The 13,420-nt window shown below is 72.1% G+C and carries 17 protein-coding genes; 7 read left to right on the top strand and 10 right to left on the bottom strand.

The annotated features are described in order from the left end of the window. Nucleotides 1–34: 34 nt before the first annotated feature. From ACZZ0J_RS08805 to ACZZ0J_RS08765, 9 genes are all read right to left on the bottom strand, one after another. Nucleotides 35–451, bottom strand: a complete 417-nt coding sequence (locus ACZZ0J_RS08805; RefSeq protein WP_123673692.1) for an MFS transporter permease — start codon at nucleotides 449–451, stop codon at nucleotides 35–37. Then, nucleotides 448–1,533, bottom strand: coding sequence for an Asp23/Gls24 family envelope stress response protein (locus tag ACZZ0J_RS08800; RefSeq protein WP_463436266.1), 1,086 nt, complete (start codon nucleotides 1,531–1,533; stop codon nucleotides 448–450). The genes ACZZ0J_RS08805 and ACZZ0J_RS08800 overlap by 4 nt, the downstream gene beginning before the upstream one ends. 76 nt (nucleotides 1,534–1,609) lie before the next feature. Continuing rightward, nucleotides 1,610–1,783 (bottom strand): CsbD family protein, encoded by a 174-nt coding sequence (locus ACZZ0J_RS08795; RefSeq protein ID WP_123341159.1) that lies wholly within the window; start codon nucleotides 1,781–1,783, stop codon nucleotides 1,610–1,612. 98 nt (nucleotides 1,784–1,881) lie between these two features. Continuing rightward, a complete protein-coding gene (locus ACZZ0J_RS08790) occupies nucleotides 1,882–2,445 on the bottom strand; it encodes a hypothetical protein (RefSeq protein WP_123339563.1) in 564 nt (187 codons plus the stop codon). Next, entirely contained in the window at nucleotides 2,442–3,017 is a 576-nt protein-coding gene (locus ACZZ0J_RS08785) for a DUF6286 domain-containing protein (protein WP_123673696.1), read from the bottom strand. Before ACZZ0J_RS08785 ends, ACZZ0J_RS08790 begins: the two co-directional genes overlap by 4 nt. Nucleotides 3,018–3,026: 9 nt before the next feature. Beyond that, nucleotides 3,027–3,344, bottom strand: coding sequence for a hypothetical protein (locus ACZZ0J_RS08780; RefSeq protein ID WP_123291765.1), 318 nt, complete (start codon nucleotides 3,342–3,344; stop codon nucleotides 3,027–3,029). After that, nucleotides 3,341–3,532 (bottom strand): DUF2273 domain-containing protein, encoded by a 192-nt coding sequence (locus ACZZ0J_RS08775; RefSeq protein WP_123291766.1) that lies wholly within the window; start codon nucleotides 3,530–3,532, stop codon nucleotides 3,341–3,343. The genes ACZZ0J_RS08780 and ACZZ0J_RS08775 overlap by 4 nt, the downstream gene beginning before the upstream one ends. Beyond that, nucleotides 3,529–3,996 carry an Asp23/Gls24 family envelope stress response protein gene (locus ACZZ0J_RS08770; RefSeq protein ID WP_123353902.1) on the bottom strand — a complete coding sequence of 156 codons (468 nt, stop codon included), beginning with the start codon at nucleotides 3,994–3,996 and terminating at the stop codon, nucleotides 3,529–3,531. Before ACZZ0J_RS08770 ends, ACZZ0J_RS08775 begins: the two co-directional genes overlap by 4 nt. 162 nt (nucleotides 3,997–4,158) lie before the next feature. After that, on the bottom strand, nucleotides 4,159–5,367 hold the full coding sequence (locus tag ACZZ0J_RS08765; protein WP_194646954.1) for an AraC family transcriptional regulator: 1,209 nt from the start codon (nucleotides 5,365–5,367) through the stop codon (nucleotides 4,159–4,161). Nucleotides 5,368–5,480: 113 nt separating this feature from the next. Here ACZZ0J_RS08765 and ACZZ0J_RS08760 point away from each other — a divergent pair, with 113 nt between their 5' ends. From ACZZ0J_RS08760 to pgi, 4 genes are all read left to right on the top strand, one after another. Beyond that, nucleotides 5,481–5,771, top strand: coding sequence for a metal-sensitive transcriptional regulator (locus tag ACZZ0J_RS08760; protein WP_463436265.1), 291 nt, complete (start codon nucleotides 5,481–5,483; stop codon nucleotides 5,769–5,771). 35 nt (nucleotides 5,772–5,806) lie between these two features. Beyond that, complete coding sequence (locus ACZZ0J_RS08755; RefSeq protein WP_333925306.1) at nucleotides 5,807–6,025, top strand: heavy-metal-associated domain-containing protein; 219 nt, start codon at nucleotides 5,807–5,809, stop codon at nucleotides 6,023–6,025. 32 nt (nucleotides 6,026–6,057) lie between these two features. Then, nucleotides 6,058–8,259: a heavy metal translocating P-type ATPase gene (locus ACZZ0J_RS08750; protein WP_463438161.1), complete on the top strand. Its 2,202-nt coding sequence runs from the start codon at nucleotides 6,058–6,060 to the stop codon at nucleotides 8,257–8,259. Nucleotides 8,260–8,426: 167 nt separating this feature from the next. Beyond that, the gene (pgi, locus tag ACZZ0J_RS08745; protein WP_463436264.1) at nucleotides 8,427–10,148 is read left to right on the top strand and encodes a glucose-6-phosphate isomerase; all 1,722 of its coding nucleotides are present in this window, start codon (nucleotides 8,427–8,429) and stop codon (nucleotides 10,146–10,148) included. Nucleotides 10,149–10,336: 188 nt separating this feature from the next. Here pgi and ACZZ0J_RS08740 read toward each other — a convergent pair whose 3' ends face one another. Continuing rightward, entirely contained in the window at nucleotides 10,337–11,239 is a 903-nt protein-coding gene (locus ACZZ0J_RS08740; protein WP_463436263.1) for a LysM domain-containing protein, read from the bottom strand. 208 nt (nucleotides 11,240–11,447) lie between these two features. Here ACZZ0J_RS08740 and ACZZ0J_RS08735 point away from each other — a divergent pair, with 208 nt between their 5' ends. The 3 genes from ACZZ0J_RS08735 to ACZZ0J_RS08725 all read left to right on the top strand — a co-directional run bounded on the left by ACZZ0J_RS08735 (nucleotide 11,448) and on the right by ACZZ0J_RS08725 (nucleotide 13,308). Further along, nucleotides 11,448–11,933: a hypothetical protein gene (locus tag ACZZ0J_RS08735; protein ID WP_123673706.1), complete on the top strand. Its 486-nt coding sequence runs from the start codon at nucleotides 11,448–11,450 to the stop codon at nucleotides 11,931–11,933. A 17-nt stretch (nucleotides 11,934–11,950) separates the two neighbouring features. Beyond that, nucleotides 11,951–12,733 carry a zeta toxin family protein gene (locus ACZZ0J_RS08730; protein ID WP_463436262.1) on the top strand — a complete coding sequence of 261 codons (783 nt, stop codon included), beginning with the start codon at nucleotides 11,951–11,953 and terminating at the stop codon, nucleotides 12,731–12,733. Nucleotides 12,734–12,840: 107 nt separating this feature from the next. Continuing rightward, the gene (locus ACZZ0J_RS08725) at nucleotides 12,841–13,308 is read left to right on the top strand and encodes a hypothetical protein (protein ID WP_463436261.1); all 468 of its coding nucleotides are present in this window, start codon (nucleotides 12,841–12,843) and stop codon (nucleotides 13,306–13,308) included. The last annotated feature ends 112 nt before the right edge of the window (nucleotides 13,309–13,420 follow it).

The raw sequence follows: 13,420 nt of genomic DNA, 5'->3' as shown, positions 1-13,420 counted from the left end.
GGACTCCTTGGTCGATGGTGCAGGTGCCGGCGGATCAGCCGGTGAAGCGTTGCCAGAGCTCGGTGATGATGGGCCACACGTCGCCGGCGCGGTCGGCGGACCCGACGGCCACCAGCACCACGGGGACGATCGTGACGGCGATGCTCACCAGGACGGCGAGCACGACCGAGATCGTCGCCGTCGTGGTGTGCCGACGGGTGAGCGCCGTCGCGAGGAGCGCCAGCACGACGACCAGCCCGAGGACCGCGACGACCGTGACCCGTACGAACGGGAACGGCACGAGGCCCGCGGTCGTGGCGGTGATGCCGCCGAGGAACCCGACCAGGGGCAGGAACGCCCCGAGCAGGACCCCGGCGACCAGGACCACACCGACGCCGCCGGCGATCCAGACGCCGCGCGGCCGGGGTCGTCGGGTGCGGGGCCGACGACCGCCGGACCAGGCGGTGGTCACGGTCGGTCCGTGGTCGGGGCGGCTGGCTGGTCGCCGTCGCGGGCTGCTGCCCGCGCTGCCTCGCTCGCGTCGGCTGCGGCGTCGGCGGCGTCCTGCGCGGCGTCCTCGGCGGAGTCGGCGGCACGCACGGCGGCGTCGGCAGCGGTCTCGGAGGACACGGTGGGGGTCGCAGTGTCCTCGTCGGCTGCGACGGCCGCACGTGCACGGCCGGCGGCGTCGCGCGCGGTGTCAGCGGCGTCCCGTGCGCCCTCGGACGCACGGTCGAGCGCATCGGACGCGGCTTCGTGCACACGGCCGGCGGTGTCGGTCGTCGCGTCCACGGCCTGTTCTGCGGCGTCCGCAGTGACGTCGGCCGCACGCTTGGTGGCGTCGGCGGTCGCGTCGGCGGCCTGCTTGGTCGCCTCGGCGGTGGCCGAGGCAGCACGCTTGGCGGTGTCGACCGTTGCGTCGGCCGCACGCTTGGTGGCGTCGGCGGTGACCTCGGCGGCCTGCTTCGTGACGTCGGCCGTGGCGTCCGCAGCGCGCTTCGTCGCCTCGGCCGTCGCGTCGGCCGCCTGCTTCGTGGCGTCGACGGTCGCCGTCGCCACACGCTTCGTGGTCTCGCTCGTCGCCGTCGCGGCGTCCTGCACGGCATCGCCGACAGCAGTGGCCGCTCGCTCGACGGGCGAGGGCTCGTCGTCGAACGGTCCGTGCACGTCGAGCACGCGGACGTCCACGGTCGTCGGTACGGATGCGACCTGGCCGGCTGCTGCAGCGACCTGTCGTTTCACCTCGTCGGCGACCTCGCGGACGTTCCGCGGGTAGGTCACGATCACGGAGACCTGCACCGCGAAGGTGCCGTCCTCGTCGTCGACCTGCACACCGGCGGTCCCGGCCGAGCGGCCGAGCCGCTTCCGCAGTTCGTCGGCGGCTCGGGACACGGTCCCGCCGAGGTGGTGCACGCCGGGCACGCCGAGCGCCGTCTCCGCCGCGGTTCGCGCGATGAGCATCGCGGGGGTCGCGTCGTCGGGCAGCGGCTCCGTCAGTTCTGCGGGCAGGGCCACCTCGGTGACCTGCGTGTGCGCATGGGGGTCGTGCTGCATGGTTCCTCCTCGTTCGGGTCCGCGGAACGCATCGGGGCACTCGACGTCGCGAGTGCCCCGACACGCATCGAGCGTCCTAGTTCTTGAAGACGTCCTTGACGTCCTCGCCGGTCTTCTTGACGCTCGCGGAGGCCTGGTCCTTCTGGCCCTCGGCGACCTTGGAGTCGTCGTTCGTGGCGTTCCCCACTGCCTCCTTCGCCTTGCCGGCGAGGTCCTGGGCAGCGTTCTTGATCTTGTCGTCGAGTCCCATGACGGGTCCTTTCATCGGTCGGGCGTTCGCCCGGTGGTGGGTGTTGCGTGGGTCTTCGGTGGGCCGGGAGGCCCGGGGTCGCGTCCGGCTGACGGGTGTCAGTGGACGCGGGTCGACTTCGCGAGCGCCGAACGGGTCCCACCGGTCAGGTGGACCAGGACGGGCACCTCGCGGCCGAGCGTGCGGTCGAGGACCGCGACGGCGCGGTCGACGGCGTCGAGCACGGAGACGGCGTCCCCGCCGCGGCGGACCGCGACGCGGATGCGAGCGGCACGCTGCTTGCGCACCAGGTAGGTGTCGACGCGGGAGCCGACGACGTCGCGGACACCCGCGAGCTCGTGCTCGACGACGTCGCGGACGAGTGCGACGTTCACCGTGACGGCGTCCTCGCCCGAGCGCTCGCGGACGGCGACGGACGTGCCGCCCCCGCCGCGGGTGAACACCCAGACCAGGGCGAGCACGATCACGACGGCGCAGGCGGCGGCGACGATCCAGAGCGAGGACGCGGGGACGTCCAGGCTGCTCGGCAGGTCGATGGTGGGCTTGATCGCGTCCTGCACGGCGGGCACCACGCCCGCGCCGATCGTGAGACCGACGACGACGGCGACGAGGCCGAGGACGAAGAGGATGATCCGGTTCATGGTCCGGTTGCTCTTGGTCATGCGAGGGTCCCCTTCTCGTCGACGCGGACGCGGATGTTCCGGCCGAATCGTTCGTCGAGACCACTGAGGCGGTCGCGGACGGCTGCCTGCACGGCCTGCTCGTCGACCGGGATGCCGGTGACGGGCACGATCCGGACGTCGGTGCGCCGACCGCGGGCGGTGGCCGAGGCGTTGCCCTCGGGGACCCCTGCTGCCGTGCCGGCGGCGTTGGCCGCCGTGGAGGCGACGATGCGGGTGTCGATGACGACGGCACCACGGTCGTGCTGGACGACCGAGCGGTGCTGGCGACCCGGCTTCAGGGCCAGGACGATCAGCACGATGCCCAGGACCACGAGCACGACGGCGATGACCTCAGCGATCGTGACGAACGCGGCGTCGGGCTGCAGTGCGGCGTCGACGGCGGTCTGCGGGTCGGCGAGGAGCGGAGGCCGCCCGATCGCCCGCAGGACCGACTCCGTGCCGATCCACGCGGCGACCAGTGCGAGGACCACCAGCGCCACCGCCACTGCGGTCGAGCGGGAGCGGTGCACGCTCCGACGACGGATGCGTCGTTCGACGGAACCGTTGCTCATGATGGTCTCCTACCGGGTTCGGGACTCGCGCTCGCGCACGATCCCGGTGAGTTCGATGTGGGCACTGCCGACGCGTCGGCCGGTGAGTTCGCTCACGCGGCGCTTGACCTCGTCGGCGACCTGGGCCGAACGGGCGACGAGGTCGTCGCCCGCGGCGATCGGGCCGGTGACGTCGAGGGCCATCGCTCCGGCCGCGTCTCCGAGACCGACCCTGACCCGCTTGGCGGGGGCGCCGAGCCGTTCGGCTGCGACGGCCCGCGCCAGCGAGGTCAGTGCACGAGCGGTGATCTCGACGCGGCCCGGGACGACGTCCGGGCCGGCGTTCACCGGGAGCTCCGGCGCCCGGTGAGCACGTCGGTCAGGGCGCCACGGTCGATCTTGCCGGTGGCGAGGGCGGCCACGAGGGCCCCGATCGCACCGAAGACGATGACCAGGACGAAGCCCCAGAACCCGAACTGCAGTGCGACGACTGCGAGGACGGCGCCGATGAGGGCACCGATCAGTGTGTTGCTCATGCGACTCGCGCTTCCTTCTTCTCGTCGTTGTCGTTGTCGTCGTCGTCACCCGGGATGAAGACGTCCTGGACGGTCACGTTGACCTCGGCGACCTCCATGCCGACGATCTGCTCGAGGGCACGTGCGACGCTGCTGCGGACGCCGTCGGCGACCTGCTGGAGCGACACCGGGTACTCGGCGACGATGACGATGTCCGCGGCGACCTGCTTCTCGCCGACCTCGACCTTGACGCCCTGACCGAAGTCGCGCTGGCCGATCGCGTCGCGGAGGGCGCCGATCGCACGGGCAGCGCCGCCGCCGAGCGAGTGCACGCCGTTGACCTCGCGGGCCGCGATGCCGGCGACCTTCGACACGACGGTGTCGTCGATGACGGTCTTGCCGGTGACGCCGCTGTTCGAGCCGGCGTGCGAGGTGGCACGGGCCGCAGCGGTGGTTGCCGGGGTGGTGGTGATGGAGTCAGCCATGGTTCGTTCCTTCCGAGTGACCCGCCGGGCGTTCCCAGCGGTTGCTGTTCACGGATGAGACGGGCTGCACCAGAGATTCGTCACACATGATTTTTCGGATTCGGCGGAAATCCAGGAATCCGCGGAAACACGGGGATGTGGCTGTACCCCCTGGCCGTCCGCTCAGGCGGTTTCGCGTGTTCCGTCCGCCGCGTTGCGTTCTGCAGCGGCGCGGATCGCCCGGGCGCACGCCATCGGGGACTCGCCCCGCTCGGCCCGGAAGAGCTGCTGCAGGCGTCGCGGCAGGACCCCGGCGGCGTCGGCGATGTCCTGCAGGGAGAGGTCCTCGTCGGTGTGCTCCTCGATGAACGCGACCGCGCGGCGGACGCGCCACGACGACCGACCGCTGTCGGGGCGTGCGGACAGCGACGTGCGGAGCGTGGTGGCGGGGTCCTCGCCGAACCGCTCACGGTAGGCGGTGGCGAACCGGCCCGGGTTGGTGAAGCCCCACCGACGCGCGACCACGGCGACCCCGTCCGCACCGGGGGCCCGGTCGTCGCCCGCGCGCAGGAGCTCACTCCGGGCACGGTCGAGCCGGTGCTCGCGCAGGAACCGGTGCGGCGTGGAGTCGAGGGTGCGGGCGAACACGTCCTGCAGTCCCCGCTGGCTGAGCCCGCACGCCGCGGCGATGTCCGACACCGCCGGACGTTCGGCCGCGTGCTGCTCGACGTAGCGGATCGCGTCGCGCAGGCGGTTCGCGACGGGGACGTCGTCGCCGCGGTTGCGGATCGGGAAGGTGTCGAGCACGACGATCGCCAGGCGACGGTTCAGGGCCGTCCGCATCGGACCGACCACGCGGTCGTCCACGAGTGCCGGGCCGAGCTCCCCGATCAGGTGGCGCAGGGGCTCGCGGCGGGCGATGACCTCGTCCTGCTGCTCGAACAGCAGCGGGCCGTCCGGCAGTCGGTAGCCGAGGTCGCGCCCCACGGTCCGCAGGAACGAGTCGGCGATGTGCACCCCGTTGTAGACGGTGCCGTCCGACTCGAAGCGGTACGCCTCGGACGCACTCGCGATGTACGGGCTGCCCGGCTCGACCACGCGCGTGCGGTCGGGGAAGTGCATCTCGAGTCGGCCCCTGGTGAGCCAGAAGACCACGTGGTCCTCCCGCGCCCCGATCACCCCGCCGCGTCGCCCACCCTCGGCGCGCATGGTCCGCAGCGTCAGGTCGTCGTCGCCCACCACGGTGTACTCGTAGCGGGTGTCGTTCGTCGCGTACGTCTCCGAGGCGAAGTCGGACCCGTGGTACTCCGCCTCGAAGATGTCGGAGTAGTCGGAACCGTCGCCGTCGGCGAACCGCAGTCTGCGGAAGCCGTTCGTCGCCGGATCGGTCATGGTCGAAATCATGACATCGACGGCACGGCGAGGTGAATACCCTCGTTCGTGTCCGCGGGTCGATCCGAGGGAATACCCTAGGGGGTACCGTATTGAGGACCGTGGAGGCCACCATGCACGAACACGTCGGGTACATCGGCGACAAGGACGACCTGCTCAAGCGGCTCCGTCGCGCCGAGGGCCAGGTACGCGGCATCGCCCGCATGGTCGAGGACGAGACGTACTGCATCGACGTCCTCACCCAGATCTCGGCGGCGAACCGGGCGCTCGAACGCGTGGCGCTGTCGCTGCTCGAGGACCACCTCAAGCACTGCGTCGCCGAGGCGGTCGCCCAGGGCGGCGACGCCGCGGACGAGAAGGTCCGCGAAGCGAGCCAGGCCATCGCCCGGCTCGTGCGCTCGTGACCGCCGCCCGCACCCGAACCACAGGAGGAGACACCGTGACCACCGAACTGCTGCTCGTCGAGGGCATGACCTGCGAGCACTGCGTGCTGAGCGTGACCGAGGAACTCACCGAACTCGAGGGGGTGTCCGACGTCGCCGTCGCGCTCGTCCCCGGCGGTGCCTCGTCGGTGACCGTCACCTCGGACGCACCCGTCGACGCCGGTGCCCTCCGCGGTGCGGTCGCCGAGGCGGGGTACGAGGTCGTGCCGTCGTGACGGACGGCATCGTCGAGCTCGACATCACGGGCATGACCTGCGCCTCGTGCGCGAACCGCATCGAACGGAAGCTCGGCAAGCTCCCCGGGGTCACCGCCACCGTCAACTACGCCACCGAGAAGGCACAGGTGCAGGTCGCCGCGGACGGCCCCGCCGACCCCGCTGCCCTCATCGCCGCCGTCGAGTCCGCGGGCTACGGTGCGACCGTCCCCGCGCCGCCGGCCGACACGATGGAGCCGGACGACGACGCCGACGACCCGGCCGGTGCGCTGCGCCGACGACTCGTCGTGTCGACGGTCCTGGCCGTGCCGGTCGTCCTGCTCTCGATGGTGCCGGTCCTGCAGTTCCCGAACTGGCAGTGGCTCGCGCTGACGCTCGCCGCGCCCGTCGCGGTGTGGGGTGCGCTCCCGTTCCACCGCGCCGCGTGGGTGAACGCCCGACACGGTGCCGCGACCATGGACACCCTGGTCAGTCTGGGTGTGCTGGCGGCCTTCGGCTGGTCCCTCTACGCCCTCTTCTTCGGCGACGCCGGCACCACCGGCATGCACATGACCTTCTCGTGGATCGCGACCGACCCCGAGACGACCGACCTGTACCTCGAGGTCGCCGCGGCCGTGACGGTGTTCATCCTGGCCGGCCGGTACATGGAGGCCCGCGCCAAGAAGCAGTCCGGGGCGGCACTCCGCGCCCTGCTCGAACTCGGCGCGAAGGAGGCCACGGTGCTGCGCGACGGCGTCGAGCAGCGGGTCGCCGCGTCGGCGCTCGTCGTCGGGGACGTCGTCGTCGTGCGGCCAGGGGAGCGGATCCCCAGCGACGGCCTCGTGCAGGACGGGTCCTCGGCCGTGGACCGCAGCATGGTCACCGGCGAATCCGTCCCGGTCGAGGTCGGCCCGGGCGACCGGGTGACCGGCGCGACGATCAACGTCGGCGGCCGGCTCGTGGTCGCCGTCACCCGCGTCGGCGCCGACACCGAGCTCGCCCGGATGGGACGGCTCGTCGAGGACGCGCAGACCGGCAAGGCCGACGTCCAACGCCTGGCCGACCGGGTCTCCGGCGTCTTCGTGCCGATCGTCATCGGGCTCGCCGTGCTGGCGTTCGTCGGCTGGCTCGTGCTCGGCGGCTCGGTCACGGCGGCGTTCACCGCGGCCGTCGCCACGCTCATCATCGCCTGCCCGTGCGCCCTCGGACTCGCGACGCCGACCGCCCTGCTCGTCGGCACCGGCCGCGGGTCCCAGCTCGGCATCCTGATCGGCGGTCCGCAGGTGCTCGAACGGACCCGTGGCGTCGACACCGTCGTGCTCGACAAGACCGGCACCGTCACCACCGGCGAGATGACCCTGCGCGCCGTGACCTCGACGGACGCGACCCTCGACGCGGACGCCGTGCTCCGACTGGCCGCCGCCGTCGAGCACGGATCGGAACACCCCGTGGCACGAGCGGTCGTGCGGGCCGCGACGGCCCGGCAGCTCGACGTCCCGGCCGCCGAGCAGTTCGACTCCACCCCCGGCGCCGGCGTGCAGGCCGTCGTGGACGGCGACGTCTTGCTCGTCGGCGGGACCCGCTGGCTCGCAGCGTCCTGGGCGGTCGTCGTGCCCGACGACGCCTCGGCCGCGGTCACCGCCGCCGAGGCCGACGGGGGCACCGCGGTCGTCGTCGCGCGGAACGGCCGCGTGCTGGGCGTCGTGGTCGTCGGCGACACCGTGAAGCCCGAGGCAGCCGACGCGGTCGCGCGCTTCGTGGCCCTCGGTCTGCACCCCGTCCTGCTCACCGGCGACAACGACGGTGCCGCACGGGCCGTCGCCGCACGGGTCGGCATCGACGAGGTGCACGCCCGAGCGACCCCGGCCGGCAAGCTCGACGCCGTCCGGGGCATGCAGGCCCAGGGGCGGAGCGTGGCCATGGTCGGTGACGGCGTCAACGACGCTGCGGCGCTCGCCGCGGCCGACCTCGGCATCGCGATGGGGGCCGGCACCGACGCCGCGATCGCGGCCAGTGACATCACGGTCGTGAGCGGTCGGCTCACCGTCGTCGCCGATGCCGTCCGACTGTCGCGCGCCACGCTCGGCATCATCAAGGGCAACCTGTTCTGGGCGTTCGCGTACAACGTGGCGGCGATCCCGCTCGCGATGGCGGGGCTGCTCAACCCGGTGCTCGCCGGCGCCGCCATGGCGTTCTCGTCGGTGTTCGTCGTGACGAACAGCCTGCGGCTGCGGCGTTTCGCACCCCGGCCCTGAGGTCGACCACCCGCCGGACGTGACGCGCGCAGCGAACGCGCCCCGTGCCTCCCGTCCGGCGGTGCGCGCGACGGTGCCGACGGCACTACGCTCGAAGACGGTCCGCGACGCACTGGTGCGGTGACCTGCGGGCTGTACGTCTCGAACGTGATCCCAGGAGGACCGAAGTGACCGAATCCGCTCCCGTCGACCCCACATCGACCGAAGGCTGGAAGAAGCTCGACAGCATCGCTGCCGACTTCACCCCTGACCTGCGCGGGTGGTTCGACAGCGACCCCGGCCGTGCCGAGCAGTACACGTTCCAGGCAGCCGACCTGACCGTGGACCTGTCGAAGGGCCTCGTCACCGAGGACATCCTCGCCGCCCTGCTGCAGGTCGCGAAGGACACCGGCGTCGCCGAGCGCTTCCAGGCGATGCTCTCCGGCGAGCACATCAACGTCACCGAGGACCGCGCCGTCCTGCACACCGCGCTCCGCCGTCCGAAGGCGACCGAGGGGCTCGTCCCGGCGGCGCCGCTGACCGTCGACGGCCAGGACGTCGACGCCGACGTGCACGCCACGCTCGACAAGGTCTACGCGTTCGCGTCGCAGGTGCGTGACGGCTCGTGGACCGGTGTCACCGGCAAGCGCATCGAGACCGTCGTCAACATCGGCATCGGTGGGTCCGACCTCGGCCCCGTCATGGTCTACGAAGCACTCAAGCCGTACGTGCAGGCCGGGCTCGAAGCTCGCTTCGTGTCGAACATCGACCCCGCGGACATCTACGAGAAGACCGTGGACCTCGACCCCGAGACGACGCTGTTCATCGTCGCGTCGAAGACCTTCGGCACCCTCGAGACCCTGACGAACGCGCGCCTCGCACGCCAGTGGCTGTGGGAGCGGCTCGGCCTGACCGACGCCGGTGACGACGAGAAGAAGAACGCCGTCGCGAAGCACTTCGTCGCCGTCTCCACTGCGCTCGACAAGGTCGAGGCCTTCGGCATCGACCCCGAGAACGCCTTCGGGTTCTGGGACTGGGTGGGCGGCCGCTACTCCGTCGACTCCGCGATCGGCACGAGCGTCATCGTCGCGATCGGCCAGGAGAACTGGGAGCAGTTCCTCGCCGGCTTCCACGCCATCGACGAGCACGTCCGCACCACGCCGCTCGAGCAGAACGTCCCGGTCCTGATGGGCCTGCTCAACGTCTGGTACACGAACTTCCTCGGTGCGCAGAGCCACGCGGTCCTGCCGTACACGCAGTACCTGCACCGCTTCGCCGCGTACCTGCAGCAGCTCACCATGGAGTCGAACGGCAAGCGCGTCCGCTGGGACGGCTCACCCGTCACCACCGAGACCGGCGAGGTCTTCTGGGGCGAGCCCGGCACGAACGGCCAGCACGCGTTCTACCAGCTCATCCACCAGGGCACCCGCCTGATCCCGGCCGACTTCATCACGGTCGCGAACCCGGCCCGTCCGCTCAAGGACGAGACCGGTGACGGCAAGGGCGTCGCACCCGGTACCGACGTGCACACGCTGTTCCTGGCGAACTTCTTCGCGCAGACCAAGGCGCTGGCGTTCGGCAAGAGCGCCGACGAGGTCCGGGCCGAGGGCACCACCGACGAGGGCATCGTCGCGGCGCGCACGTTCCCGGGCAACAAGCCGACGACGTCGATCCTGGCGCCGGAGCTCACCCCGAGCGTGCTCGGCCAGCTCATCGCGCTCTACGAGCACATCGTGTTCACCGAGGGCACGATCTGGGGCATCGACTCGTTCGACCAGTGGGGCGTGGAGCTCGGCAAGCAGCTGGCGCTGCAGGTCACGCCCGCCGTCGAGGGCGACCAGGCCGCGCTCGACGCGCAGGACGCCTCGACCAAGGCGCTCATCGCGAAGTACCTGGAGCTGCGCAAGTAGCGAGGTGCCCACCTGACGGACGGGAGGCCCGTGGCGGATCCGCCACGGGCCTCCCGTCCGTCTGCCGGTCGCGCTGGCCGCGGGGCGGACGCGGCCCGAGACTCGGGGTGAGCGACAGTTCTCGGGACGCGCGCGCCGAGAACTGTCGCTGAGCGCGAGTCTCGGGCCCTGCGCTCCGAGACTCGCGGTCAGCGAGCGAGCGGGTCGAGGTTGAGCGTCGTTCCCTCGTAGAGGTGCTGGTCCGTCCCGAACACCTGCACGCCCGCGTTGAGCCAGACGAGCGCCCGCACGCTGATGCCGAACCGCGCGGCGACGTCCCCGATGAGGTCGTCCGGCGCCACCGTGTACGACCGCGGCGCCCCGCCGGTCGTCGTCGCGGTGACCGGACCGGTCGCGTTCGCCCGGGCACCGGCGTCCTCCGGGTGCACGTTCGTCTGCCGCGCCGGGACGGACCACCGCACGGTGGTCACCGCGAGCACCTTGCCGGCCCCGATCTCGACCGGGACCTCCTGCCCCGGAGCCGCCGCGGAGTAGGTCACGAGCGTGGTGAGGTGCGACGGGTCGACGCCGGAGCCGCTCAGTGGGACGTCCACCGCGGTCGCCGTGCTGGTCGGCCCACCGAGCGTCCGGTCGCCGACGCCGGGGTAGGTCAGGCCGTCGCCGACCGCGCGCGGCAGGTCGAACAGGCCGACCCCGACCGGTACCGGCAGGGTCGAGGTGAAGCCGGAGTACTGCGCGGTGAACGTGTCGTCGCCGACCGCCACCACGCGGAACCGGAAGTGCACGCTGCCCTTCGGCGACGCGACGTCACCCTGGGCGAGGACGGTCCCGGCGGGGATCGGCGTCAACGTCGGAGCCGGAGCCGCCGACTCGGTCGGTTCCGGGGTCGGCGTGCGGGGGTGCGCCGACGACTCGAGGAGGTCACCCTCCGGGTCGGCGCCGAGCGTCGGCGTCGGGGTGGCCGACGAGCTCGGCGTCGTCGCCGGGGTGGACGGGGCGGGAAGGGCTCGGTCCGACCCGCGCAGCAGCGAGCACCCCGACAGTGCCACGGTGGCCGCGACGACGACCCCGATCGCGAGCGTCCGGTTCATGATTCCCCCTCAGCTCGATGCTAACCGCGCGGTGCCCCCGGGGCGAACGCCGTGCTCCCGCCGTGTGTCTGCGGACGTACCGCGGATTCTCGGTCGTCCACGACGGGTGATACCATCGGTATCAACGAGAGCAGGTGGTCATGGGCGTCAGGGTGGTCCCGGGCGACGCGGTGGGTCGGACCCCCGCCGGCCCGACACGGAAGCCGTCGTGCGAGCGTTGGCCGGTCGGACCGACAGTGCGCCCGCGACCGTCCGTGCGGCGGTCGAGCACGTCCTGCACAGTCGTGAGCAGCAACACCACGCCGAGATGGAACTGCGGCGCGGGATCTTCAAGCTCGCCGACCTCGGCGTCCCGCAGCGCGAGATCGCGAAGCTCGCCGGGATCTCCCAGCCCGAGGTCTCGCGGCGGCTCTCCCGTCGAACCCTGACCACCAAGCGGCCGTCTCCGCGTGAGGTCATCTCCCGGCGCGAGGGCGGCCAGATCGACTCGGAGACGATGCTGCGCGAGCTGTCGTCGATGGCGTTGACGCACCGCACCCCGAAGCGTGGTGCGGCGTTCGACGGTGCCGCCTCGGCCACCGGCACCACCAAGGAACTCGCGGCGGCGTTCCAGGACGGCCTCCTGTCCGAGGTCGAGTACGAGACCGTCCGCCGGGCGATCGCCGAACGGCAGACCCGCAAGCGCACCCGGTGACGGAGCTCCGCGACCGGGTGGCCGTCGAGCTGGGCCGTGCGCTCCGGGCCGACTCGCTCGACAACCCCTGGTCGGACACGGCGGGCGCGACCACCAGGACGATCTACGCGCCGGACGGCTTCCTGTACGAGGCGAGTCGCCTGCGGTTCCACGAGTCCGTGCTCGAGGCGCACCGCGCGCTGACCCCGTCGCCGGTCACCGACGGCTCGCTCGCCGTGGTCGTGACGGCCGGTCCGCCGGGGTCGGGGAAGTCGACCGCCCTGGAGCGGATGCCGGAGCTGTGCGGGTACCGGTCGATCGACGCCGACGAGTTCAAGGACCCGCTGCTCCTGCGCGCACAGGCGGACGGTCTGGTGGATCGGTGGACGGCTCGCCGCCTGGCCGACGACCGGCCGGTGCAGCTGCGTGAGATCGCCGGGTTCGTGCACGCCGAGTCGACCACCGTGGCCGACACGCTGCGCCGCCGCGCCCTCCGCAACGGCGAGAACGTCGTCGTGCACGGCACCCTGTCGAGCGTGGACTACCTCGACGACCTCCTCGCCGAGCTCGACGACGCCGGCTACGAGAAGCTGCGCATCGTCACCGTCGAGGTCCTGCTCGAGACGGCGATCGCGCAGGCGACCGATCGGTGGTGGAGGGTGCGTGATGCCGCCACGGATCCGCTCGGTGGTCGCTTCGTCCCGGAAGCAGCCATCCGTCGCTACTACCCGACCGGGTCGACCGAGTCGGTGTGCGGCGCGAACGCCCGGGTCCTCGGTGACCGGGCCGCCGACCTCGGCTGGGACGTGTCGATCGTCTGAGCGGTCGCCGGTGTCGGTCGGAACGGCTACCGTCGAGGCCATGGAGCGTTCGGAGATCCTCGCCGCGGCTGCCGCCGCGCACGCCGCCCGCATCGCAGAAGAAGGCGGTGACGACGGCGCTGCTCGTGAACGAGGCGGAGAGCGTCCGGCGCCGGGCCGACGGCCTCACCGACCGGTACGACACGGTCGAGGGCGCGAGCGAATCCGACGCGCGTGACGCCGCGCGCCGTCGAGCGGGCGAGGCCGACCGGGCGGCCTCCCGGACCGAGGGCGTGCTGTCCGACTGGCACCGCATGGGCACACGACGGGGTGTGACGCCGGACGCCCAGGTGCGCACGGCGTGGACGGTCACCGGGGTGCCCGAGCGGGGTGACGCCCGAGCACTGGCGAACGTGCTGCTCTCGACGGCGGGGCACGCGGGCCGGGTGGCCGACGCCGCGCGACGCAACCCGGCGCTGTCCGGTGCCGCGAGCGCAGCTGCTCGACGGACCGTCCGGCGCTACACCGACCACGGCGCGGACATGGCGTCGCTCGGCGACGTGCTGGGGGACAGCCCGGAGTCCGACGGGTCCTGATGCTCACCCGGAGTGCGTTGGAGCGCTCCTGCTCTGACCAGGTGTTATGTGGACCGATCCAATCGTCCTGACGACAGAATGTCCAATTGACAGGACATGGATTCGGGTTACC

The sequence above is a fragment of the Curtobacterium sp. AC272 genome (assembly GCF_979258155.1).
This window is presented reverse-complemented; position numbering and strand designations above follow the sequence as displayed.

Excerpts from the sequence above, each read along its gene's own strand:
- ACZZ0J_RS08765 (WP_194646954.1), bottom strand. The coding sequence starts at position 5,367 with ATGACCGATCCGGCGACGAACGGCTTCCGCAGACTGCGGTTCGCCGAC.
- ACZZ0J_RS08785 (WP_123673696.1), bottom strand. The coding sequence starts at position 3,017 with ATGAGCAACGGTTCCGTCGAACGACGCATCCGTCGTCGGAGCGTGCAC.
- ACZZ0J_RS08740 (WP_463436263.1), bottom strand. The coding sequence starts at position 11,239 with ATGAACCGGACGCTCGCGATCGGGGTCGTCGTCGCGGCCACCGTGGCA.
- ACZZ0J_RS08750 (WP_463438161.1), top strand. The coding sequence starts at position 6,058 with ATGACCTGCGCCTCGTGCGCGAACCGCATCGAACGGAAGCTCGGCAAG.
- ACZZ0J_RS08760 (WP_463436265.1), top strand. The coding sequence starts at position 5,481 with ATGCACGAACACGTCGGGTACATCGGCGACAAGGACGACCTGCTCAAG.
- ACZZ0J_RS08800 (WP_463436266.1), bottom strand. The coding sequence starts at position 1,533 with ATGCAGCACGACCCCCATGCGCACACGCAGGTCACCGAGGTGGCCCTG.
- ACZZ0J_RS08775 (WP_123291766.1), bottom strand. The coding sequence starts at position 3,532 with ATGAGCAACACACTGATCGGTGCCCTCATCGGCGCCGTCCTCGCAGTC.
- ACZZ0J_RS08795 (WP_123341159.1), bottom strand. The coding sequence starts at position 1,783 with ATGGGACTCGACGACAAGATCAAGAACGCTGCCCAGGACCTCGCCGGC.
- ACZZ0J_RS08770 (WP_123353902.1), bottom strand. The coding sequence starts at position 3,996 with ATGGCTGACTCCATCACCACCACCCCGGCAACCACCGCTGCGGCCCGT.
- ACZZ0J_RS08790 (WP_123339563.1), bottom strand. The coding sequence starts at position 2,445 with ATGACCAAGAGCAACCGGACCATGAACCGGATCATCCTCTTCGTCCTC.